Source organism: Sphingomonas sp. Sph1(2015) (genome assembly GCF_001970915.1).
GTDB classification, from domain to species: Bacteria; Pseudomonadota; Alphaproteobacteria; order Sphingomonadales; family Sphingomonadaceae; genus Sphingomonas; species Sphingomonas parapaucimobilis.
Window position 1 is genome coordinate 40,642 of record NZ_MQUI01000021.1, and the last position, 20,557, is coordinate 61,198.

At 66.8% G+C, this 20,557-nt stretch carries 17 protein-coding genes and 2 tRNA genes; 7 read left to right on the forward strand and 12 right to left on the reverse strand.

What is annotated here, in order from left to right; all coding sequences use genetic code 11:
* The first annotated feature begins 84 nt into the window (after positions 1-84).
* A complete protein-coding gene (locus BSZ14_RS10355; protein WP_241823719.1) occupies positions 85-1,200 on the forward strand; it encodes a glycoside hydrolase family 43 protein in 1,116 nt (371 codons plus the stop codon).
* Between the two features lie 51 nt (positions 1,201-1,251).
* Here the strand turns inward: BSZ14_RS10355 and BSZ14_RS10360 are convergent, their stop codons facing one another.
* Both BSZ14_RS10360 and BSZ14_RS10365 read right to left on the reverse strand, forming a co-directional pair.
* Complete coding sequence (locus tag BSZ14_RS10360) at positions 1,252-2,106, reverse strand: hypothetical protein (protein WP_139330409.1); 855 nt, start codon at positions 2,104-2,106, stop codon at positions 1,252-1,254.
* A gap of 69 nt (positions 2,107-2,175) precedes the next feature.
* A complete protein-coding gene (locus BSZ14_RS10365) occupies positions 2,176-3,456 on the reverse strand; it encodes a S8 family serine peptidase (RefSeq protein WP_076710860.1) in 1,281 nt (426 codons plus the stop codon).
* A 45-nt stretch (positions 3,457-3,501) separates the two neighbouring features.
* On the opposite strand from BSZ14_RS10365, the gene BSZ14_RS10370 reads away from it, so the two are divergent.
* The 3 genes from BSZ14_RS10370 to BSZ14_RS10380 all read left to right on the forward strand — a co-directional run bounded on the left by BSZ14_RS10370 (position 3,502) and on the right by BSZ14_RS10380 (position 5,813).
* Positions 3,502-4,029 carry an RNA polymerase sigma factor gene (locus BSZ14_RS10370; RefSeq protein ID WP_042482741.1) on the forward strand — a complete coding sequence of 176 codons (528 nt, stop codon included), beginning with the start codon at positions 3,502-3,504 and terminating at the stop codon, positions 4,027-4,029.
* Positions 4,026-4,724, forward strand: a complete 699-nt coding sequence (locus tag BSZ14_RS10375) for an anti-sigma factor family protein (RefSeq protein WP_076710861.1) — start codon at positions 4,026-4,028, stop codon at positions 4,722-4,724. Before BSZ14_RS10370 ends, BSZ14_RS10375 begins: the two co-directional genes overlap by 4 nt.
* A 72-nt stretch (positions 4,725-4,796) precedes the next feature.
* Positions 4,797-5,813 (forward strand): LLM class flavin-dependent oxidoreductase, encoded by a 1,017-nt coding sequence (locus BSZ14_RS10380; RefSeq protein ID WP_076710875.1) that lies wholly within the window; start codon positions 4,797-4,799, stop codon positions 5,811-5,813.
* Positions 5,814-5,877: 64 nt separating this feature from the next.
* Here the strand turns inward: BSZ14_RS10380 and BSZ14_RS10385 are convergent.
* Positions 5,878-5,954, reverse strand: a tRNA-Arg gene (locus tag BSZ14_RS10385).
* Between the two features lie 36 nt (positions 5,955-5,990).
* A tRNA-Arg gene (locus BSZ14_RS10390) sits at positions 5,991-6,067 on the reverse strand.
* 141 nt (positions 6,068-6,208) lie between these two features.
* Here BSZ14_RS10390 and BSZ14_RS10395 point away from each other — a divergent pair.
* Positions 6,209-6,751 (forward strand): hypothetical protein, encoded by a 543-nt coding sequence (locus BSZ14_RS10395; protein ID WP_076710862.1) that lies wholly within the window; start codon positions 6,209-6,211, stop codon positions 6,749-6,751.
* A 5-nt stretch (positions 6,752-6,756) separates the two neighbouring features.
* Here the strand turns inward: BSZ14_RS10395 and BSZ14_RS10400 are convergent, their stop codons facing one another.
* Complete coding sequence (locus BSZ14_RS10400) at positions 6,757-8,961, reverse strand: spermidine synthase (RefSeq protein WP_083748199.1); 2,205 nt, start codon at positions 8,959-8,961, stop codon at positions 6,757-6,759.
* Positions 8,962-8,972: 11 nt separating this feature from the next.
* Positions 8,973-9,965: a porphobilinogen synthase gene (gene hemB / locus BSZ14_RS10405; RefSeq protein WP_042482707.1), complete on the reverse strand. Its 993-nt coding sequence runs from the start codon at positions 9,963-9,965 to the stop codon at positions 8,973-8,975.
* A gap of 103 nt (positions 9,966-10,068) precedes the next feature.
* Between hemB and BSZ14_RS10410 the strand changes: the two genes are divergently transcribed.
* A complete protein-coding gene (locus BSZ14_RS10410; RefSeq protein WP_198930496.1) occupies positions 10,069-10,926 on the forward strand; it encodes a diacylglycerol/lipid kinase family protein in 858 nt (285 codons plus the stop codon).
* A gap of 129 nt (positions 10,927-11,055) precedes the next feature.
* Here the strand turns inward: BSZ14_RS10410 and BSZ14_RS10415 are convergent, their stop codons facing one another.
* The 5 genes from BSZ14_RS10415 to BSZ14_RS10435 all read right to left on the reverse strand — a co-directional run bounded on the left by BSZ14_RS10415 (position 11,056) and on the right by BSZ14_RS10435 (position 18,051).
* Entirely contained in the window at positions 11,056-12,528 is a 1,473-nt protein-coding gene (locus BSZ14_RS10415) for an MATE family efflux transporter (protein WP_076710865.1), read from the reverse strand.
* Positions 12,501-12,764, reverse strand: a complete 264-nt coding sequence (locus BSZ14_RS10420; RefSeq protein ID WP_076710866.1) for a hypothetical protein — start codon at positions 12,762-12,764, stop codon at positions 12,501-12,503. The genes BSZ14_RS10415 and BSZ14_RS10420 overlap by 28 nt, the downstream gene beginning before the upstream one ends.
* A complete protein-coding gene (locus BSZ14_RS10425) occupies positions 12,761-13,594 on the reverse strand; it encodes a hypothetical protein (protein WP_076710867.1) in 834 nt (277 codons plus the stop codon). The genes BSZ14_RS10420 and BSZ14_RS10425 overlap by 4 nt, the downstream gene beginning before the upstream one ends.
* 89 nt (positions 13,595-13,683) lie before the next feature.
* Positions 13,684-16,332 carry an alanine--tRNA ligase gene (gene alaS, locus BSZ14_RS10430; RefSeq protein ID WP_076710868.1) on the reverse strand — a complete coding sequence of 883 codons (2,649 nt, stop codon included), beginning with the start codon at positions 16,330-16,332 and terminating at the stop codon, positions 13,684-13,686.
* 462 nt (positions 16,333-16,794) lie between these two features.
* Positions 16,795-18,051, reverse strand: coding sequence for a M24 family metallopeptidase (locus BSZ14_RS10435; protein WP_076710869.1), 1,257 nt, complete (start codon positions 18,049-18,051; stop codon positions 16,795-16,797).
* A gap of 76 nt (positions 18,052-18,127) precedes the next feature.
* Here BSZ14_RS10435 and BSZ14_RS10440 point away from each other — a divergent pair, with 76 nt between their 5' ends.
* Positions 18,128-19,459 carry a dicarboxylate/amino acid:cation symporter gene (locus BSZ14_RS10440; protein WP_042482725.1) on the forward strand — a complete coding sequence of 444 codons (1,332 nt, stop codon included), beginning with the start codon at positions 18,128-18,130 and terminating at the stop codon, positions 19,457-19,459.
* Positions 19,460-19,476: 17 nt separating this feature from the next.
* On the opposite strand, the gene BSZ14_RS10445 is transcribed toward BSZ14_RS10440, so the two are convergent.
* Positions 19,477-20,103, reverse strand: a complete 627-nt coding sequence (locus BSZ14_RS10445; protein ID WP_076710870.1) for a glutathione S-transferase family protein — start codon at positions 20,101-20,103, stop codon at positions 19,477-19,479.
* Positions 20,104-20,557 lie beyond the last annotated feature (454 nt).

A 20,557-nucleotide genomic window follows, 5' to 3' on the forward strand; every position in this document is an offset into this window, starting at 1 on the left:
CCCGTTCCGACATATTTTGTCACGGGCGAATGCTGGTATTTGTCGGACAGTTGAATTAGCCTCCTTTAAAAAGGGGAGAGCCTCGTGAAGACATTGTTCCGCAGTTGCGCCGTCATCGGCGCCCTTTTCGCGACCACGGCGATCCATGCCGGTGGACAGGTGCCCGCCACGGCCCCTCGCCGCCTGGAGATCGTGGCGAAGGACAGCCTGCCCAGGCCGCCCGCCCCGCGCGATGCGCGGACCGCCTATCTGATGACCTTCTTCACCGACGAGGATCATTCGCTTCACTTCGCGACATCGCGCGACGGATACAGCTTCACCGACGTCAACGGCGGCAAGCCGGTCATGGACGGGCGGGAAGCGGCCGAGCAGAAGGGCATTCGCGATCCGCACATCATGCGCGGTCCCGATGGCGGTTTCTATATGTCGATGACCGACCTCCACATCTTCGCCAAGCGCGAAGGGTTGCGCGACACCGAATGGGAACGCCCCGAGGCGCAATATAGCTGGGGCAACAACCGCAACATGATCTTCATGAAGTCCTATGACCTCATCCACTGGTCCCGGTCCCGGGTCACGCCATCGGCGCTGTTCCCGCGCTACCGCGACGCGGGCAATATGTGGGCGCCCGAAACGATCTACGATCCGCAGCGCAAACGCCTGATGGTCTATTTCACCACCCGCGACGGCAACGGGCCGAACTATCTGGTCTATTCCTATGCCGACCAGGACTTCAGCACCCTGACCGAAGAGCCGAAGAAGCTGTTCGACTATCCCGATCCCAAGGTGAACGTGATCGACGCCGACATCACCAGGGTCGGCGACAAATATCACATGTTCTATGTCGCACATCAGGCGCCCGGCAATATCCGCCATTCGGAGTCGTCGCAGATCAATAGCGGCTGGACGAAGGACCTGCGCAAGGTCGATCCCGAAACCGTTGGGACGGAAGCGCCGACATTGTGGCGGCGAAACGGCACGAACACCTATGTCCTGATGTACGATGTGTTCGGCATCAACCCGAACAATATGGGCTTTTCCGAAACCACCGACTTTGTGACCTATCGGAATATCGGTCGCTTCAACGAACCCGGATCGCCGATGAAGGCCACGAACTTCACCCGGCCCAAACATGGCGCGGTGGTCGCGATCAGCCCGGCCGAGGCCACGCGACTGGAACGATATTTCGCCGCACGTTGAACGTGAAGTTGCGCCCGACCCTGGCAGGTCGGGCGCAACGGTCGGTCTGGGTTACTTCGCGGCGCTGCTCACATCACCCTGGCCCATGGCCGATACCTGGACATTGCCCGAGCCGGAGAAGTTGGCGGCGGGCAGGTTGGCGACCTTGTCACCCACCTTCACCAGCACCCGCTCGACGGCGCCCCGGGCGTTGGTGCGGACCGACTGAACAGCACCGATTGCCCGGCCCTGCGCATCGTTGACGACCATGCCGGTATCGACCGGAAAGGCCCCGCCCTGCGCCGCGCCGCTACCGGCCAGCGCCAGATTGCCCGCCAGCGAACCGTTGCCGCCCGTCGCCGATGCGTTGCCCGAACCCGAGCCTGCCACGCTGCCACCCGCATTGGCGGCACGATTGGTCAGGTTGGAGACGGTGCCCCGCGCCCGATTGCCGACCGCCCCGGCGGTGTCGCGCACCCGTCCGGCGACGTTACCGACCGTGTTCACGCCGCGCCCCGCGGCATCGCGCACCGCATCGGTGCCAACCAGCCGGGCATCCACGCCGCCGCCGACCGCACCCGAGGCCGAACCGTTTGCGCCGCCCGACTGGCTGCCGACCCGCGTCGCACTGTCTAGCGTCGAGCCGCCAACGGCTTCACCCGAAGCCGCCACCCGGCCACGGCGCAGATCAACATTGCGATCGCCGCGCACCGATCCACGCGTCCGGGTCGCCGTGTCGGTCGCGGCGCGACCGGTCTGGCCAGCTGCGCTCAGCGTGCCGTTCGCCCCGCCGGTCAGGCCGCTCGTGACACCGCCCAGGGCGCCACCACCAACCAGGCCACCGCCGCCACCCAGCAGCTGCGCCGAAGCGGGCATTGCGACAAGCGCCGCAGCGAGGATCGCGGTGCCGGAAAAAAGGGTCTTCATCATCATTCTCCTGACTTCTGGAGAGACAACGGAAGGCCCTTCCCGTTTCATCCCTAAAAAATGCGCCCCTCACGGCGCGGGCGTTCGGCAATCCGTGCAAACCACTCCACGGCCGAGGAATTTCTCCTCGCCTCTGCGGCCATTCTTTTGGGCTTGGGCATCGATATCGCCCAGCGCGGTGCGAATTTGAGCAGGGTCGAGCGACGGATAGGCGGCGGCCACGCGGCCCGCGACCAGCGGCGCGGCAAAGGACGTGCCGCGTACCCTGAAACGACGTCCGCCCACCCCGGCGGCCAGCATGTCCGCCCCCGGTGCGGCATAATCGACATGGCTCGCCCGCCCCGCCTCGATCAGCGGACGTCCCCGCCCGTCGACACCGGTCACGGCAATGACGCCGGGATAGGAGGCGGGATAGGCGGGCGGCGCGGCCGGGCCGTTATTGCCGACCGCCGCCACGATGATCAGGCCCCGCTTCTGCGCCGCCGCGACGACGCGCGCAAGCAGCGGGTTGGGGGGACCGACCAGGCTGATCGTCGCCACCGACACGCGCTGTTCGACCAGCCAGCCCAGCGCCTTGGCGATGGCGGTCGCATTGCCGCCCGCCGGATCGCTGCCATAGACATCGGCCGAGGCGATCCGCGCGCCGGGCAGCGATCCCCGGATACCGTTGCCCCCCGCGATCAGCGAGGCGACCGCCGTGCCATGGTCATTGGCGCGCGGCGCGCCGGTCGCGAACCCCTTGCTCCGTTCCGCGCCTTCTGCACCACCGTCGATCACGCCAACCATCGTACCGCGCCCTGCGACGGTTTCGGCAGTGGACAAGGCGGCACGTGCCCCTCCCCCGCTCGGCAGATGGAGCTGATCGGCGCTCACCTCCCCGCCCAGCTTTTCGAGGACACGCAAGGCGGCCTTCAACGACTGGCCCGGCGGCACCCGCAACCGGACGAAGCCGACGCCCAGCACATCGTCGCGCTCGATCACCGTGAAGCCCAGCGGCCCGACCGCCGCCAGCAGCGAGTCGCTCGGGCCGTCCACCACCACCTCACCCGCCCGTGCCGGAAAGCCCGACGGGTCCAGCGCGATCGCGTTGGGATGATCGCGGACCAGTTGGGCGAAGGTGGCGCGGCGGACCTGCTCCAGCTGTCGCACGGTCGCGCGCGAAGCGGCATCCACCCGGTCGATCACCGGGTCGGCCAGCGATGCAATCCCCCGTCCGACCGGGGGCAGGCCACCCGGCAGCGACGGCATTCCCGGCAGCGAGGGGAGCAGTTGCGCCCGCCCCGCCGTCACACCCAGCACAAGCCCCGCCGCCGCCATCGATAATGCCAGATAGCGCGTCGTCCGCTTCATCGCCGTTCACCCATTGTCAAAATACACGCTGACATGGATGAAACGATGAACCTCATCCGTTTCATCCCGGCAACAAGGAAAACAGGTTTGGCCGCTTTCGAGACCGAGTTGCTGGCGCTGCTCCCGCGACTGCGGCGGTTCGCGCGATCGCTCACCCATGACGGGGCGGATGCGGACGATCTGTGCCAGGTCACGATCGAAAAGGCGCTGATCGCGCGCGGTTCGTGGCAGGCGGGGACACGATTGGACAGCTGGATGTACCGGATCATGCGCAATGCCTGGATCGACACCGCCCGCGCCCGGTCGCGCGCGGCGGAAACCTTCGTCGCCGAAGAGGCGGGGCTGGGTGTCGGACGTGCCGGCCATGCCGAGGCGCGGGTCGCGCTGAACGAGGTGGACGCCGCGATGCGCACCCTGCCCGACGAACAGCGCGAGGCGGTGGCGCTCGTCCTGGTCGAGGGGTTCGCCTATAAGGAAGCCGCCGAGATATTGGACATTCCGATGGGCACCCTGACCTCGCGACTGGTTCGGGGCAGGCAGGCGCTGATGGCACGGCTGGGAGAAGCGGCATGACGATCGAACCCGAATTGCTGATGGCCTATGCCGACGACGCGCTCGACCCGCTGACGACCAAGCGCGTGGAGCGTGCCATCGCCGCCGATCCCACGCTGGCCGAGGAGGTCGCGCGCCACCGCCGCCTGAAGGCGAAACTGGGTGCGGCCTATGCCCCGATTGCGGACGATCCCGTGCCCGACCGACTGGCGGCGATGCTGACCGGCAATGTGGTACAGATGCCGAAGCGCCAACCGCGTCCCCCACGCATCTCGGCCGCCTGGCGATCGGCGGCGGCGATGGCAGCGTGCCTCGTCGTCGGGGTGCTGGTCGGGCGCGGCGTACAACGGGAAGGACCTGTCGTCGCGACCGACCATGGCCTCTACGCCGCCGGTTCGCTCGCCAGGGCGCTGGACGATCAGGCCAGCGGTGCGAAGGGGCCGGTGCGCATCGCGGTCAGCTTCCGTGCGCAGGACAATGGCTTTTGCCGCGTATTCCAGTCGGCCGAGGCGGACGGCATCGCCTGTCGCGACCCGAAGGGCTGGGCCTTGCGCCGGACCATGCCGGGCAGCACGCCCGGCGCAGGAAGCGGCTATGTCCAGGCGGGATCGTCGGACGCCGAACTGATGGCGGCGGCGCAGGACATGATGGCCGACATGCCGCTGGACGCGGCGGGCGAAAAGAAGGCGATGGCGGGCCACTGGCGCGCGCGCTGACCGATGATTTCGGAAAGCGATCGTTTCCACCACGTCAGTGGACCGACCGCACATTCGCCCTATCTTGAGCGCATGAAAAAGATCGGTTTCCTCTCGTTCGGCCATTGGTCGCCCTCGCCCCAGTCCGCCACGCGCTCGGCGCAGGACGTGCTGCTCCAGTCGATCGACCTTGCCGTCGCCGCCGAGGAGCTGGGCGCGGACGGGGCCTATTACCGGGTCCATCACTTCGCGCAGCAGCTCGCCTCCCCCTTTCCGCTGCTCGCCGCCGTGGGCGCGCGGACCAGCCGGATCGAAATCGGGACCGGCGTGATCGACATGCGCTACGAAAACCCGTTCTACATGGTCGAGGATGCTGGCTCGGCCGACCTGATCAGCGGCGGGCGCCTGCAACTCGGCATCAGCCGCGGGTCGCCCGAACAGGTGATCGATGGCTGGCGGCATTTCGGCTATGGCCCCGCGCAGGGCGAGACGGACGCCGATATGGGCCGCCGCCATGCCGAGGTGTTCCTGCACCTGCTCAAGGGCCAGGGTTTCGCCAAGCCCAATCCCCGCCCGATGTTCCCCAACCCGCCGGGCCTGCTGCGGCTGGAGCCGCATTCGGCCGGGCTGCGCGACCGCATTTGGTGGGGTTCCGCCTCCAACGCCACGGCGATCTGGGCCGCCCAACAGGGCATGAACCTGCAAAGCTCAACGCTGAAGGCCGATGAGAGCGGCGAACCCTTCCATGTCCAGCAGGCCAGACAGATCCGCGCCTATCGCGAAGCCTGGGCGACGGCGGGGCATGGCCATAGCCCACGCGTCTCCGTCTCCCGCTCGATCTTTGCGCTGACCACCGATCAGGACCGCGCCTATTTCGGCCGCGACGACAGTCAGGATCAGGTCGGCATCATCGACAATATGCGCGCGGTCTTCGGCAGGTCCTATGCGGCCGAACCGGAAAAGCTGATCGAACAGCTGCGCGCCGACGAAGCGATCGCGGAAGCCGACACGCTGCTGCTGACCGTGCCCAACCAACTGGGCGTCGATTACAACGCGCATGTGATTGAGAACATCCTGCGCCACATTGCGCCTGCGCTGGGCTGGCGCTGAAGACGGGAAAGGCCCCGGCTGCGGTCGGGGCCGAAGCCCATGGTGCAGATGATGGTGGAAAAAATGGCGCGCCCGGAACGATTCGAACGTCCGACCCTCAGATTCGTAGTCTGATGCTCTATCCAGCTGAGCTACGGGCGCGCATGGGGTCCCTGTCGAGACCTGATTTTGATCCACTGGCGCGCCCGGAACGATTCGAACGTCCGACCCTCAGATTCGTAGTCTGATGCTCTATCCAGCTGAGCTACGGGCGCGCTGTGGAGGTGGGCTGATAGAAGCGCTTCGGAATCTTGGCAACCCCTTTGCGAAGGTTATCCACATTTTTTGTGGAACCGGACCCGGACGGGCTTTCCGGCATTTGGTCCGGCACCCCTGTTGCGGTTAGGAAGATCGCGATGACCCCCTATCGCCCTGCCCCATTCGCCCTGCGCGCCTCTCACCTGCGCGCTTGTGTCCTTCTTGTTGGCCTGATCCTGGCCGGATGTGCACGGGATCGCGACACGACGCCCTATCCTTCGCTGGCGGTTCGGCCGGTTGAGAAACAGGGTTTCGCCGAACCCGCCGTAAAGCCGGTCGTGCTTCGCCCCGATCCGGCGCTGGATACGCAGATCGCGGAGATGACCCGCCGCCTGACCGCCGTCGAAGAGGAGTTCACCAAGGCGCACGACCAGGCACGCACCGACGCCGCCAGGGCGCGGGGCGCGGCGGTGGGCAGCGAGGCATGGCTGACGGCCCAGACCGAACTGGCGACGCTGGACGAAATCCGCGCGCGGGCCTCATCGCTGCTGACCGAGATCGACGATCGCGCCATCCAGCGGGCCGCCGCGCTGGAGCCGGATTATCCCACGCTGACCGCGCTGCGGGAGCGGGCATCGGCGGCGGTCACGCGGCAGGCGGCGCAGATCAAGGCGATCAGCGACAGCCTGCCCGCCGCCTGACCCCGTCAGAACTGGCGGATAAAGGGCAGGATGCTGGAATAATCGTCGGTCCAGGCCGCAAGACCCGCTGGCGCCACCGCCGGGGTCCAGTCGCCGCCCTGCGCCTCCAGCGTCTTCAGCACGCACGCATCCCGCGACAGCGCCAGCCAGACCGAGGCGGTCGCCTGCGCCTCGCGATCCAGATCGGTCGGCACATAACTCATCCGCGCAATCGCCCAGCCCCCCTCGCGCGCGGCGGCGGCGACCAGCGGCTCCAGATCGACGAAGCGGTTGGAGATATGGACGAGCAGCAGCCCACGAGGTGACAGGACCCGCGCATAGGTGGCGAACGCCTCGCGGGTCAGCAGATGCGCCGGAACCGCGTCGGAGGAAAAGGCATCGAGCGCCAGCAGGTCCAGGCTAGCGGGGGCTTCGGCGGCGAGGCGGATGCGGGCGTCGCCGATGCGGATGACGGGATCGGGCTGGCAGCGACGAAGATAGCTGAACTGGCCGGTATCGCGCGCGATGCGGACGATGACCGGATCGATCTCGTAGAAGCGCCAGCTCTGCCCCGGCCGGGCATAGCAGGCGAGCGTTCCCGTCCCCAAACCGACCACACCGATTCGCGCCGCCGAGCCATAGAGCATCGGCGCGGCGCGCATGGCGCGCCCGACCCCCGAATAGGGCGCATAATAGGTGGTCGGCGTCCGCTCCCGCGCCTCCGAGCCGCGAAGCTGGATGCCGTGGACGGTCGAGCCATGGTCCAGTTCGCGATAACCCGCTCCGTCGCGGACGGTATAGACGCCGAAATAGCTGCGCATCCGCGCATCGCGCTCCATCGACAGCGATAGCGCGCGATAACCGCCGAACAGCACCAGCGCCCCGCCGAGCAGCAATACGAAACCGGTGCGCGCGCCGATGGTCAGGAACCCCAGCGCGGCGATCGCCAGGAACACCGTCCCCTGCCGCTCCTCGCCGAACCATGCCGCAGGACCGACCAGCCGCAACGCAAGAACCAGGCCGATCATCCCCGCCAGCGCAGCCAGCATCGCGCGCGGATGCCGCCACCAAAGGTCGCGGATCGCCGGCAGGATGAATTGCTGAGGGATCAGCATCCCCGCCGCCAGGATCAGCAGCGGATATTCGTACGTCCAGTCGAACAGCACCGGCGCCAGAATGCCCGCGAACACGCCGCCCAGCGCACCACCGACCGCCATCCACAGGTAAAAGCCGGTGAGCCGATCGACCGCAGGCCGCGCGCGGTACAGGGCGGTGTGCAGCGCCACCGACACCATGAACAGCAGCAGCAACGCGACGACGACATTGGAATAGGGCCGCTCGGGATAACCGCCCATGATGACTCCGCCGAACAGCAGGAGCGTCACCGGCGCGATTCGGGTCAGCGTATCCGCCGCACTCCTCCGGGTGGCGAAGGCGATGATGAAGCTCGCCAGATACAGCCCCAGCGGCAACACCCACAGCAGCGGCATCGCGACGATATCGGTCGTGATATAGGTCGAGGTCGCCAGCACCAGTCCCGAGGGCACCGCCGCCAGCGCGACCCAATAACCGATGCGCCGCCATCCCGGCGCGGTCGAACCTGGTGCAGGGTCTGCCGCCGGGTCGTGCGACGCCGGGAGTCGCATCGCACACGCCACGACCAGCAGCGCGAGCAGGCCATAGCCCAGGCTCCACAACCGGCTCTGACCATGAAGCGTCATCGCCGGTTCGACCAGCAGCGGATAGGCGATCAGCCCGGCAAAGCTTCCCAGATTGGAGGCCGCATAAAGCGCGTACGGATTACGCCCCGGCTGGGCCAGCGCGAACCAGCGTTGGATCAGCGGGGCCTGCGCCGACACGGCAAGGAACAGTGGCCCGATCGACAGGCCGAGCAGCCATGGCACCCACAGCGCGGGTTCGGCATCGGGCGGCAGGTCCACCGCCATCAACCCGATCGGCAACCACAAGGCCGCCGCCGCCAGCACCAGGATATGCACCCCCGCCTGCACCTTGGGCCGCCACCGTCCCAGCGCATGGGCATAGGCATAGCCGCCCAGCAACAGCGCCTGATAGACGAACATCGCCGAGTTCCAGACGGCGGGCGCCCCGCCCAGCCGGGGTAGCGCCATACGCGCAACCAGCGGCTGGACCAGAAACAGCAGGAACGATCCGGTCAGGATCGTCACCACGAACAGCGCACGCACCGCCAAATCCGGGATACGGCGTGCCACCGGGAACAGGGTCAGGCGTTCAGCAATCGTGCGGCATGGGCGGCGTGATAGGTCAGCACCCCCGAGCATCCGGCGCGCTTGAACGCCATCAGCGTCTCCAGCACCATCGCGTCACGGTCGGCCGCACCCGCCGCCACCGCCGTCTCGATCATCGCGTACTCACCCGAGACCTGATAGGCGAAGGTCGGCACGCGGAACTCGTCCTTCACCCGGCGGATGATGTCGAGATAGGGCAGGCCCGGCTTCACCATGACGCTGTCAGCACCCTCGGCCAGGTCGAGCGCGACCTCGCGCAGCGCTTCCTCGGCATTGGCATGGTCCATCTGATAGGTGCGCTTGTCGCCCTTCAGCAGACCGCGCGTGTTCACCGCGTCGCGGAACGGCCCGTAAAAGGCGCTGGCGTATTTGGCGGCATAGGCCATGATCTGGACGTTGACGAAGCCCTCGGCCTCCAGCGCGGCGCGGATCATGCCGATCCGCCCGTCCATCATGTCCGATGGCGCGATGACGTCCGAACCGGCCCTCGCCTGGGTCAGCGCCTGCTCGACCAGCGCATTGGCGGTGTCGTCGTTCACGACATAACCCGCCGCATCGACCAGCCCGTCATGGCCGTGCGTGGTATAGGGATCGAGCGCGACATCGGTCAGCACGCCGATATCGGGCACCGCGTCCTTGATCGCGCGAATCGCCCGACACATCAGATTGTCGGGGTTCATCGCCTCGCGGCCGTCATCGGTGCGCAGGTGCGAGGGCGTGTTGGGGAACAGCGCCAGACAGGGAATGCCGAGCGCCGCAGCTTCCCTGGCCCGCGCGACGATCCCGTCCAGCGACCAGCGCGATACGCCGGGCAGGCTGGCGATCGGTTCCTCCACGCCCTGCCCCTCAGTCACGAACAGCGGCCAGATCAGATCGGCCGGGGTCAGCACCGTTTCCGCATGAAGCCGACGGCTCCACTGCGAAGCGCGGGTACGACGGAGGCGAAGCGCGGGATAAGATGCAGTCATCAAATGGGCTTTTGCGGGATCGGACCGCGCTTGCCAAGCGTTGCGTGCAAAGCGTTCCGGGGGCGAAAGGAATTGACGGTTGCGAGAAATTCGATCGGCAGCGATGGTGGTGAACGCCAAGTCGCGGCGCGGACAAGCCCTGTTTCAGCAGGCCTGTGCGGCGATGTCCGACCTCCCCTTTCCGGTCGACGCCCGCGCGGTGGAGGACCCGAAGGATCTGGAACCGACCGTCCGCGAGTTGCTGGCGGACAAGCCCGACCTGTTGATCCTGGGCGGCGGTGACGGCACGATCAGCGGGCTGGTCGACCTGATGGTCGGACATGACGTGATGCTGGGGGTCCTGCCGCTCGGCACCGCGAACAGCTTCGCCCGCTCGCTCGGCATTCCGCTGACGATCGAGGGCGCGGTCGAGGTGATCCGCAACGGTCGCCCGCGCCGCATCGATCTGGGCATGATCGACAATGACTATTACGCCAATTGCGCCGCGATGGGGATCAGTCCCAAGATCGCCGAGACGGTCCCCCACGGCCTGAAGCGCGTGGGTGGTCGGCTGGGCTATCTGGCTTGGGCCGCCTATCAGTTCCTGCGCTTCCGCCCCTTCACCCTGATCGTCGAGCAGAATGGGACGCGCGAGCGACTGCGCGTCGTCGAGGTGCGCATCTCCAACGGCCCCTATCATGGCGGCACCGAACTGGTGGACGCCGCCGCCGTCGACTCGGGCGAGATCGTCGTCCAGGCGGTGTGCGGCCACGTGAAACGCCGCCTGATCGTCAACTGGGCCGCGAGCATCCTGCGCAGCGACTATCGCAAGGAAAAGGTCCGCGACTTCCGGGGGCGCGAGATCAAGCTCACCACCATCCCGCCGCTGCCCATTTCGATCGACGGCGAGGTGCTGGCGCGTACGCCGGTGACGGCAAAGATCGCCGCGGGCATTATCGAAGTGATTGCGCCCGCCGAGTGACTATTCCTCCCCTGTAAGGGGAGGTGGCAAGGCGAAGCCCTGACGGAGGGGCGTCACCGCCAGCGGGGATACCCCTCCACCAGCCTGGGGATGGTCCCCCTCCCCTTGCAGGGAAGGAGTTTTTCTGTCTTACCCGACCGGCATCGCCTTGTTGGTCGGCTGTCCCTCGGCCAGCGCCTGTTCCTCACATTCTTCCTTGCCCGCGGTCGGCGCCATCCGCCCCTTCCGCCAACCGCCATGCCGGTAATAACCGATGGTCATCAGCATCGAGGCGAGCGATCCGGCCGGAAAGCTCCACCAGATCGCATCCGCGCCCAGGCTTGGCTCCAGCAGGTTGGCGAGACCAAAGCGCACCGGGAACATCGCAATCGCCAGGATGACGAGCGGCCCGACCACCGCGCCATTGGCGCGCACCGTCGCGGCCAGCACCATCGACACACCGAACAGCATGAAGCTCCAGCCGCCGATCAGGTTGATCTTGGCCGCGATGCCGATCGCGTTCTGCTCGTTGCCCAGGAACAGCCACAGGACATGCCGGTCGAGCAAAGTCACCGCGAGCACCAGCACGCCGGTCAGCAACAGGTTCATGCGAAGCCCGGCACGGGTGATCCGGTCGACCCGGTCCCACTCCCCTGCACCGATATTCTGCGCCGCCATGGCACTGACCGCCGCGCCCACCGCCATGGCGGGCATCTGGATATAGGTCCATAGCTGGTTCGCCGCGCCGTAAGCCGCGGTCGTCGAGGTGCCGTGCCGGTTGACCAGCCCCATCATCGCCAGCGCCGAGGTGGAGACGACCAGCATCTGGAGCCCCATCGGAAACCCCTTGACCACGATGGTCTTGAGCAGCTCGACGGTGGGCAGCAGATAGCGCCACTCCACACCGCGCAGCCGGATGACCAGATCCTTGGCATAGAGATAGGTGACGAGCGCCAGCAGTGATCCGGTATTGGCGATCAATGTCGCGATCGCCGATCCCTCGATCCCCAGCGCCGGGATCGGCCCCAGCCCCAGGATGAAGACCGGGTTGAGCGCAACGTCGAGGACCGACCCCAGCGCCATGAATTTCAGCGGCGTGATCGAATCGCCCACGCCGCGCAGCGCCATGGTCAGCAACACAGAGATGAAGCCCGGCGGCATCGCGACGAAGATCACCCGCAGATAGGCAAGCGCCAGTGGAAACACCTCCGCCGGGGTCGCCAGCGCGCGCAGGATGGCGGGTGCGGCCAGCCAGCCGATCCCGACGGTAGCGGTCGAGATCACCGCGAACAATCCCAGTGCCGACCCCAGCACCCGCCGCACCGCCTCCACATCGCGCCGCCCCATCGCCTGACCGATCAGGATGGTGGCCGCCATGCCGAAGCCGAAGGTCGCGGCAACCAGCAGGAACATGATGATATTGGCATTGGTCGTCGCCGCCAGCGCCCGCTCGCCCAGAAACTGGCCGATCCAGATCGCGTTGATCGATCCGTTCAGCGATTGCAGCACGCTCGACCCCAGGGTCGGCAGCGCGAACAGCAACAGGGTCTTGCCGATCGGCCCGGCGGTCAGGTCGCGGCGTCCGCTTGGGGGTTTCACGGTGTCTTGTCTCCGGCGATCCATTCGTCTTCGATGAAACGCGCCATCGCGGCATGTTGAAACATCGGCGATCGATTTCCGTGCCCCGTGCAATGGCCGCCCGGATAGCCCCAGTCGAACGCCCGCGGCTCTTCGGGCGGGGCGCTATCGTCGAACAGCGACTGGACGGCCGAAATCCCATCGCCGCGGGGCGTGACGGCCGGCACGATGCCTTGCGCCTTGCCGACACAGGACGACATGGCCCGGCTCTGCCGGATCATCTGCCTGCGCTTTCCTCGCGGATGGCGCGCGTCATCTCCGATACCTGCTGCACCCCTCGGGCATGGGGGCGGCTGTCATAGAGTCCGTTCAGCAATCCCCGGTCGAACGCCGTCAGTTCCGCAGGAGCGACCGCGTCGGTGTCGAACAGGGTCAGGATCGTCGCAGACGTCATCCCCTCCACGGGCTTGGTGGCGGCCATGGTCCGCATCACGGCGTAATCGGCAATCTGACCCAGTGTCTTGTTCAGCAGGGCCTGACGCTTGATGACCACCACCGAGGCGGCAATGTCCTGGCGGATCGGGCTCAAAAGCCGTGACGCCGCGCCGACCTTCATCTCGGGCCAGTTCGCGGTGGGGTTGTCCTGTTGCAGCACCAGATCGCCGTCGCGCGACACGCGCATGGCGGCGTTCCAGGCATAGACGGGTCCCGCCCCCTTCACGATGCGGCTGACGGCCGGGCGGGACAGGTCCCCGAATATCTGGGGAGAACGCTCGCGCAACGCCAAGAGCTGTTGCTGCGGATCGTCGGCGAACAGGACCAGGATATTGGGTGTGCAGCCATCGGGGGCCATTTTCATGCCCAACGACTCGACCGTCACCATCATGCGGCGAAGGATTTCCTCGCTGGCCGCGACCGGCAGCCCGGCGGTGCCGATGCAGACCGGCGCGCGAAACCGCATGAGCGGCATGTCCGACTTCGGCCGCCCGGTGACACCGATGACCTGATCGCGCACCTCCCGCTCGGTAGCCTGGGGTCGGGCCGTCACGACGACCGTCTCGCCGGTCGTGCCGGGCGGAGTGGGGGTCTGCGGCGCTGCCGATTGCGCCATGAGCGGCGACGGCAAGAGAAGCATGGCCCCCATCAAGAAGGCCGTAGTCCATCCACTGCGCATCGCCACTCTCCCCCTGGCTGGTGAAATTACCCCGCGATCGCGTCCCGTACCGCCTGAAGCGCCTCTGCACCCTTGGTGCCGTCGGGGCCGCCGCCCTGCGCCATGTCGGGACGGCCGCCGCCGCCCTGCCCGCCCAGCGCCGCCACCGCCTTGCGCAACAGTTCGACGGCATTGTGCCTGGCGGTCAGGTCGTCGGTGACGCCGACCGCGACCGAGGCGCGGCCGTCGTTCACCGCGACCATCACCGCGACGCCCGATCCGCCCAGGCGCTGCTTGGCATCGTCCACCGCGCCGCGCAGCCCCTTGGCCTCGAAGCCGTCGAGCACCTGGCCGATAAAGGCCACATCGCCGATCTGCTCCGGCCCGGCGGCCGCGCCACCGGCTCCGCCGCCCATGGCCAGCGCCTTCTTGGCCTGGGCCAGTTCACGCTCCAGGCGGCGGCGATCCTCGACCAGCGCGGCGATGCGCGCGGGCACCTCGTCCGGCGTGGTCTTGAGGGTCGCCGCAGCGGCCTTCAGCATGTCATCCCGGTGCGACAGATAGGCCCGTGCGCCTTCGCCGGTCAGCGCCTCGACACGGCGCACGCCGCTCGACACCGCGCCTTCCGACACGATCTTGAAGACGCCGATCTCGCCCAGCGCATTCACATGCGTGCCGCCGCAGAGTTCGAGCGAGTAGGTGCCGTCGGCATCCTCGCCCATCGACACGACGCGGACCTCGTCGCCGTACTTCTCACCGAACAGCGCCATCGCGCCCATTTCGATCGCTTCGTCTGGCGTCATCAACCGGGTGACGACCGGGCCGTTGCCGCGCACCTGCTCGTTCACGCGCGTCTCGACCTCGGCAATGTCGTCGGCGGTCATGCCGACCGGCTGCGAGAAGTCGAAGCGCAGGCGCTCCGGCGCGACCAGCGAGCCCTTCTGCGCGACATGGGTGCCCAGCCGCTGGCGCAGCGCCTCGTGCAGCAGGTGCGTCGCGGAGTGGTTTGCGCGGATCGCGGCGCGGCGGGTGGTGTCGATCGCCAGCTTCACGCTGTCGCCGACCTTGATGCCGCCCTCCCGGATCTCGGCATTGTGGACGAACACGCGACCGAGCTGCTTGGAGGTGTCGGTGACGACCGCCGTCAGCCCGGTATCGCTGGAGATGGTGCCGCTGTCGCCGACCTGGCCGCCGCTCTCGCCATAGAAGGGAGTCTGGTTGACGATGATCGATACCGTGTCGCCAGCGGCGGCGCTGTCGACCCGCGCCCCGTCCTTGACCAGTGCCAGCACTTCACCTTCGCCCGTATCGGACGCATAGCCCAGAAATTCGGTCGAGCCGGTTTCCTCGGCAATGTCGAACCAGACATCGTCCGATGCCTTCGCGCCCGAGCCCTTCCAGGCGGCCCGCGCGGCGCGCTTCTGCTCGGCCATGGCGGCGTCGAAGCCCGCGCGGTCGACCGACAGGTTCTGCGCGCGCAATGCGTCCTCGGTCAGGTCGTACGGAAAACCGAACGTGTCATAGAGCTTGAACGCCGTCTCACCCGCCAGCGTCGCGCCGGGCGCCATGCCCGCCGTCGCTTCGTCGAGCAGCTTCAGCCCCTTGTCGAGCGTCTGGCGGAAGCGGGTTTCCTCCTGCTTCAACGTCGCTTCGATCAGCGGCTGCGCGCGGACCAGCTCGGGATAGGCCGCGCCCATCTCGGCGACCAGCGCCGGGACCAGCCGGTGCATCAACGGCTCCTTGGCGCCCAGCAGATGCGCGTGACGCATGGCGCGGCGCATGATGCGACGAAGCACATAACCGCGCCCTTCATTAGCGGGCAGCACCCCGTCCGCCACCAGGAACCCGGCCGAGCGAAGGTGATCGGCGATCACGCGGTGCGATGCCTTCTGGCCGTCCTCGGCCTTTGTGTGTGTCAGTTCACACGAAGCCGAGATAAGCGCCTTGAACGTGTCGGTGTCATAATTGTCGTGAACGCCTTGGAGCACGGCCGCGATGCGCTCCAACCCCATGCCGGTGTCGATCGACTTCTTGGGCAGCTCGCCGACGATCTCATTGGCTTCCTGCTCGAACTGCATGAAGACCAGGTTCCAGATCTCGACGAATCGGTCGCCGTCCTCCTCCGGGCTGCCGGGAGGACCGCCATAGATATGGTCGCCGTGATCGTAGAAGATTTCGGAGCACGGACCGCATGGCCCATTCTCGCCCATCGCCCAGAAATTGTCCTTGGTCGGGATGCGGATGATCCTGTGCTCGGGCAGGCCCGCAATCTTCTTCCACAGGTCGAACGCCTCGTCATCGGTGTGATAGACGGTGGCGGTCAGCTTGTCGGGATTGATGCCCCAGACCTTGGTCAGCAGGGTCCAGGCATGAGTGATCGCCTGTTCCTTGAAATAGTCGCCGAACGAGAAATTGCCCAGCATTTCAAAGAAGGTATGGTGCCGCGCGGTATAGCCGACATTGTCGAGATCGTTATGCTTGCCGCCGGCGCGCACGCATTTCTGCGAGCTGGTGGCGGTGGAATAGGGCCGCGATTCCAGGCCGGTGAACACGTTCTTGAACGGCACCATGCCCGCATTCACGAACATCAGCGTCGGGTCGTTCTGCGGCACGAGCGGCGCGGACGGCACGATCTGGTGCCCTTCGCTTCCGAAATAGTCGAGAAAGCCGCGGCGGATGTCGTTGGTCGAGGTCATGGACGCGGGCTTAGGCGAGGTTTCGCGCGCGCTCAAGCGCCCGCGCGTTCGGGGCGGTCCATCGCATCGGTCGGCGGTGCCGATTTACGCCACCAGAGATGGCAGACCGCCGCCACGCCCAGCCCGACGCCCAGCATCAGGCCGCCCATGCCACCGCTGCGACCTTTCGCAACCCGCCCGGCAAGTCGTCGATCGAGAGGTTGAGGGTCATCTCGCCTCTTCCCTCTCCCCTGGATAGGGAGAGGGTTAGCGGAGCTTGCCAGCCTTGCTGGCTAGCGCAGCTTGGGTGAGGGGTTGAGCGAGCCCAAGGCTCGCACGCGCCTTGCGCGCCCACCCCTCACCCAGCTCCGACTAAGTCTTTGCTGCGCAAAAACTAAGTTTGCGCAACCCTCTCCCCTCTGCGAGGGGCGAGGGAGGAAGAAACCGAAGCCGACATAGATCCGTCCCGGGCCGGTCCGAACCTCATCCGATCGGAGCCTCGATGCGGCGCGGCGGCGTCGAGAACCAAACCGGCCCCGCCTCCGTCATATGGAAGCAGTCCTCGATCCGAATGCCGAACTTGCCCGGCAGATAGAGCCCCGGCTCGTCGGAAAAGCACATGCCCGTTGCCAACGGCGTCGCCTCGCCGCGGACAAGGTTGACCGGCTCATGCCCGTCCATGCCGATGCCGTGCCCGGTCCGGTGCGACAGGCCCGGCAGGCGATAGCCGGGACCATATCCCTGGCTTTCATAGAAACGCCGCACCGCATCGTCGATGCTGCCCGCCGGTGCCCCGATCCTTGCGGCGGCGAGGGCGACCTGTTGGCCCTTCGCCACCGTGTCCCAGACTTTGCGCTGCTCGGCACTCGGGGCGCCATGCACCCAGCTGCGCGAGACGTCGGACTGGTAACCCTCGACCGTGCAGCCGCAGTCCATGAGCACGACCTGTCCGTTCGCGACGCGGTGAACCTGCTTGCTGCCATGCGGATAGGCCGAGGCTTCGCCGATCAGCGCCATGCTGAACTCCGGCGCACCGCCCAGCTTGCGCGTGGCGGCGTTCATCAGCGCACCGATCTCCGCGCCGGTTATGCCCGCCTCGACGCGGGGATAGACCCATCGATAGGCGGCCATCGTCACGTCGGTCGCCAACTGCATCAGCGCGATCTCTGGGGCTGTCTTCACCATCCGGCACCCGCGCACGACCGGATTGGCCGATACCAGCCGGACGCCGGGCAACGCCTGTTGCAGCCCGTCAAAGGCGAAGAAGCGCGCCGTCTCCTCGATCCCGACCGGCCGCCCGGCCAGCTTGCGGTCGCGCAGGAACCCTGCGACCACGGCCAGCGGGTTCTGATCCTCCTGCCACACCCGTATCTCGGCGGGCACGGCCAGCGTCTCGCGGACCGAGGGTTCCTCGAAAAAAGGCGTGACGACGCACGGCTGTCCCTCGACAGGAATGATAACGGCCGTCAGCCGTTCGCTGCGCCACCATTGGACGCCGGTGAAATAGACCATGGTCGAGCCGGGCTCGATCAGGATCGCGCCGATCCCGTTCGCCTTCATCAAGCCCTGCGCCCGCGCCAGCCGCCCCGCGCGCTCCTCCGGGCCGATCGGCACCGCGCCGCCGGTGATGTCGGACAGCCCCGACAGGTCCGGCTCCGCGGCGCGCAGCAGCCCCGGCCGGACGAGGAACGGCAGGGCGGCGGCCGCGATCATGGCGCGGCGGGACAACGGGGTCTGCATGACGGTGACGATAGAATTCTTGACCTGAGCGCCGCAATGCCCTTGGCTCGCCCGTGGATTTTAATTTGGGGTATGCATGGCCAAGCGGCTGACCTTGTACATCTTCATCGGCCTCGTCCTGGGGCTGGTCGTGGGGCTCTCGCTCAACCTGTCGTTGAACGACGGCAGCGCGGCGGCGAGCGCGCAACTCAAGACGATCGCCAGCTATTTCGCGATCGTCACCGGCCTGTTCCTTCGCCTGATCAAGATGATCATCGCGCCTCTGGTCTTCGCGACCCTGGTGTCGGGAATCGCGCAGATGGGCGATACCAAGGCGCTGGGGCGGATCGGGGTGCGGTCGCTGGCCTGGTTCATCTCGGCCAGTCTCGTTTCGCTCAGCCTGGGCATGTTGCTGGTCAACCTGCTGCATCCGGGCGTCGGCCTGAACCTGCCGCTGCCCGCCGTCACCGCCGATAGCGGGGTGGTGAAGGCCGGGTTCGACCTGCAGAAATTCGTGACCCACCTCGTCCCCGCCTCGCTGATCGAGGCGATGGCGACCAACGAGGTGCTGCAGATCGTCATCGGTTCGCTGTTCCTGGGCGTCGCGATCACGGCGGTCGGCGAGCGCGCCGCGCCGCTGGTCCGCGCGGTCGACGCGCTGGTCGCGGTGATGTTGCAGGTGACGGATTACGTCATGCGGGTCGCGCCGGTCGCGGTGTTCGCCGCCGTTGCGGGCACGCTGACCGAGCAGGGGCCGTCGGTGATCGGCAAGCTCGCCATCTTCATGGGCAGCTTCTATCTGGGCCTGTTGCTGCTGTGGTGCGTGCTGCTCGGCGTTGCGGCGCTGTTCATCGGTCCGCGCATCCGCGACCTGATCGCACATATCCGTGCGCCATTGATCCTCGCCTTCTCGACCGCCTCGTCGGAGGCCGCCTATCCGCGTATCCTGGAGGGGCTGGACCGGTTCGGGGTGCCGCCGCGCATCGCCAGCTTCGTGTTGCCGCTGGGCTACTCGTTCAACCTCGACGGCTCGATGATGTACATGACCTTCGCATCGCTGTTCATCGCCCAGGCCTACGGCATCGACCTGTCGATCGGGCAGCAGATCACGATGCTGCTGGTCCTGATGGTCACGTCGAAGGGCATTGCGGGCGTGCCGCGCGCCTCGCTCGTGGTCATCGCGGCGACCATGCCGATGTTCAACATTCCCGAGGCGGGGTTGCTGCTGATCCTGGCGGTCGACCACTTCCTCGACATGGGCCGCTCGGCGACCAACGTCATCGGCAATGCGGTGGCCAGTGCGGTCATCGCGAAGTGGGAAGGGCCGCTCGACCCGCCCGAGCCGGTCGATGTGGCGTCGCTCCATGCACCGTCGGGCACGCCCCCGAAGGACGCCCCCGACAGCTTCCGCCAGATCGGGGGGCATTGATCGGCGGACCTCATGTCTTACGCATAGGCATAGGGTCCGCCCTTGGCGAGCGCCGCCTGATAGGCCGGGCGGGCGTGGATACGCTCCAGCCAGGCAAGGGTCACCGGGCGGCGCTCGTCCAGCCCGGCGCGCGAGCGGGCGGCTTCCAGCGGGAAGCTCATGATGATGTCGGCGGCCGTCATCTGATCGCCCGCGAACCAGGGCGAGCGCGCCAGTTCGCTTTCGACATAATCGAGATGGCGGTCGACCATCGGCTGGAAACGCTTCATCGCCACCTTGCCCATGACCGGGATGCGGCTGAGCACCAGCGTGACGAACAACGGCGGCATCAGCGACCCTTCGGCATAATGCAGCCAGAAGCGCCAGCGCTGCATCGCCTCCCGGTGCGCGGGCGGCCCCAGGCGACCATCGCCTTTGCCCACCAGATATTCGATGATCGCGCCCGTCTCGGCGATCACCAGCCCGTCATCCTCGATCACCGGCGACTTGCCGAGCGGATGCACGGCGCGAAGTTCGCGCGGGGCCAACATGGTCTTGGGGTCGCGCTTATAGTGCTTCACCTCATAGGGAAGGCCCAGTTCCTCCAGCATCCACAAGATGCGCTGCGACCGGCTGTTTTCCAGATGGTGGACGATGATCGTCATGGCTTTTCCCCTCGATTGGGCGGCTCAACGCGCCAAAGGTGATAGCGGACGCATCGGAAAGACTCGTACTCCGTTGCAGGCCGAACGCTCACGGAGAAAATCGCCGTCCGAAGCCGCAAACAACCGATGACGACGCAGGTCGGGATTCAATCGGGTCAGCGCCGATGAACGATCACAATCAGAGTGTAATTGGGCTCAGCCTGCGCCGGGATATGCGTTGGAGACGGAAGGTCGACCTCCCCAACCATTTCGATGCGAACACCGATCGACATTCGAGCTTTTCCCCGTCCCTTCCCTGGACAAGGGAAGGAGTTAGAGCCTGCTGCCATCAGCTTGATCTAGAGTCGAAAACGATCAACTCTGCTCACCCCTCCCCTTCAGGGGAGGGGCCGGGGGTGGGGCGCTTCCGCAAGCGAAACGCCCATGGCGATGCCCCACCCCAACCCCCCCCCCG

Bases quoted from the DNA above. Each gene is read 5' to 3' on its own strand.
- BSZ14_RS10375 (WP_076710861.1), top strand. From the start codon at position 4,026: ATGACGATCGAACCCGAATTGCTGATGGCCTATGCCGACGACGCGCTC.
- BSZ14_RS10360 (WP_139330409.1), bottom strand. From the start codon at position 2,106: ATGAAGACCCTTTTTTCCGGCACCGCGATCCTCGCTGCGGCGCTTGTC.
- BSZ14_RS10420 (WP_076710866.1), bottom strand. From the start codon at position 12,764: ATGATCCGGCAGAGCCGGGCCATGTCGTCCTGTGTCGGCAAGGCGCAA.
- BSZ14_RS10425 (WP_076710867.1), bottom strand. From the start codon at position 13,594: ATGGCGCAATCGGCAGCGCCGCAGACCCCCACTCCGCCCGGCACGACC.
- BSZ14_RS10415 (WP_076710865.1), bottom strand. From the start codon at position 12,528: ATGGATCGCCGGAGACAAGACACCGTGAAACCCCCAAGCGGACGCCGC.
- BSZ14_RS10395 (WP_076710862.1), top strand. From the start codon at position 6,209: ATGACCCCCTATCGCCCTGCCCCATTCGCCCTGCGCGCCTCTCACCTG.
- BSZ14_RS10370 (WP_042482741.1), top strand. From the start codon at position 3,502: ATGAACCTCATCCGTTTCATCCCGGCAACAAGGAAAACAGGTTTGGCC.
- BSZ14_RS10435 (WP_076710869.1), bottom strand. From the start codon at position 18,051: ATGCAGACCCCGTTGTCCCGCCGCGCCATGATCGCGGCCGCCGCCCTG.
- BSZ14_RS10380 (WP_076710875.1), top strand. From the start codon at position 4,797: ATGAAAAAGATCGGTTTCCTCTCGTTCGGCCATTGGTCGCCCTCGCCC.
- BSZ14_RS10365 (WP_076710860.1), bottom strand. From the start codon at position 3,456: ATGAAGCGGACGACGCGCTATCTGGCATTATCGATGGCGGCGGCGGGG.
- BSZ14_RS10445 (WP_076710870.1), bottom strand. From the start codon at position 20,103: ATGACGATCATCGTCCACCATCTGGAAAACAGCCGGTCGCAGCGCATC.
- alaS (WP_076710868.1), bottom strand. From the start codon at position 16,332: ATGACCTCGACCAACGACATCCGCCGCGGCTTTCTCGACTATTTCGGA.
- hemB (WP_042482707.1), bottom strand. From the start codon at position 9,965: ATGACTGCATCTTATCCCGCGCTTCGCCTCCGTCGTACCCGCGCTTCG.
- BSZ14_RS10410 (WP_198930496.1), top strand. From the start codon at position 10,069: ATGGTGGTGAACGCCAAGTCGCGGCGCGGACAAGCCCTGTTTCAGCAG.
- BSZ14_RS10440 (WP_042482725.1), top strand. From the start codon at position 18,128: ATGGCCAAGCGGCTGACCTTGTACATCTTCATCGGCCTCGTCCTGGGG.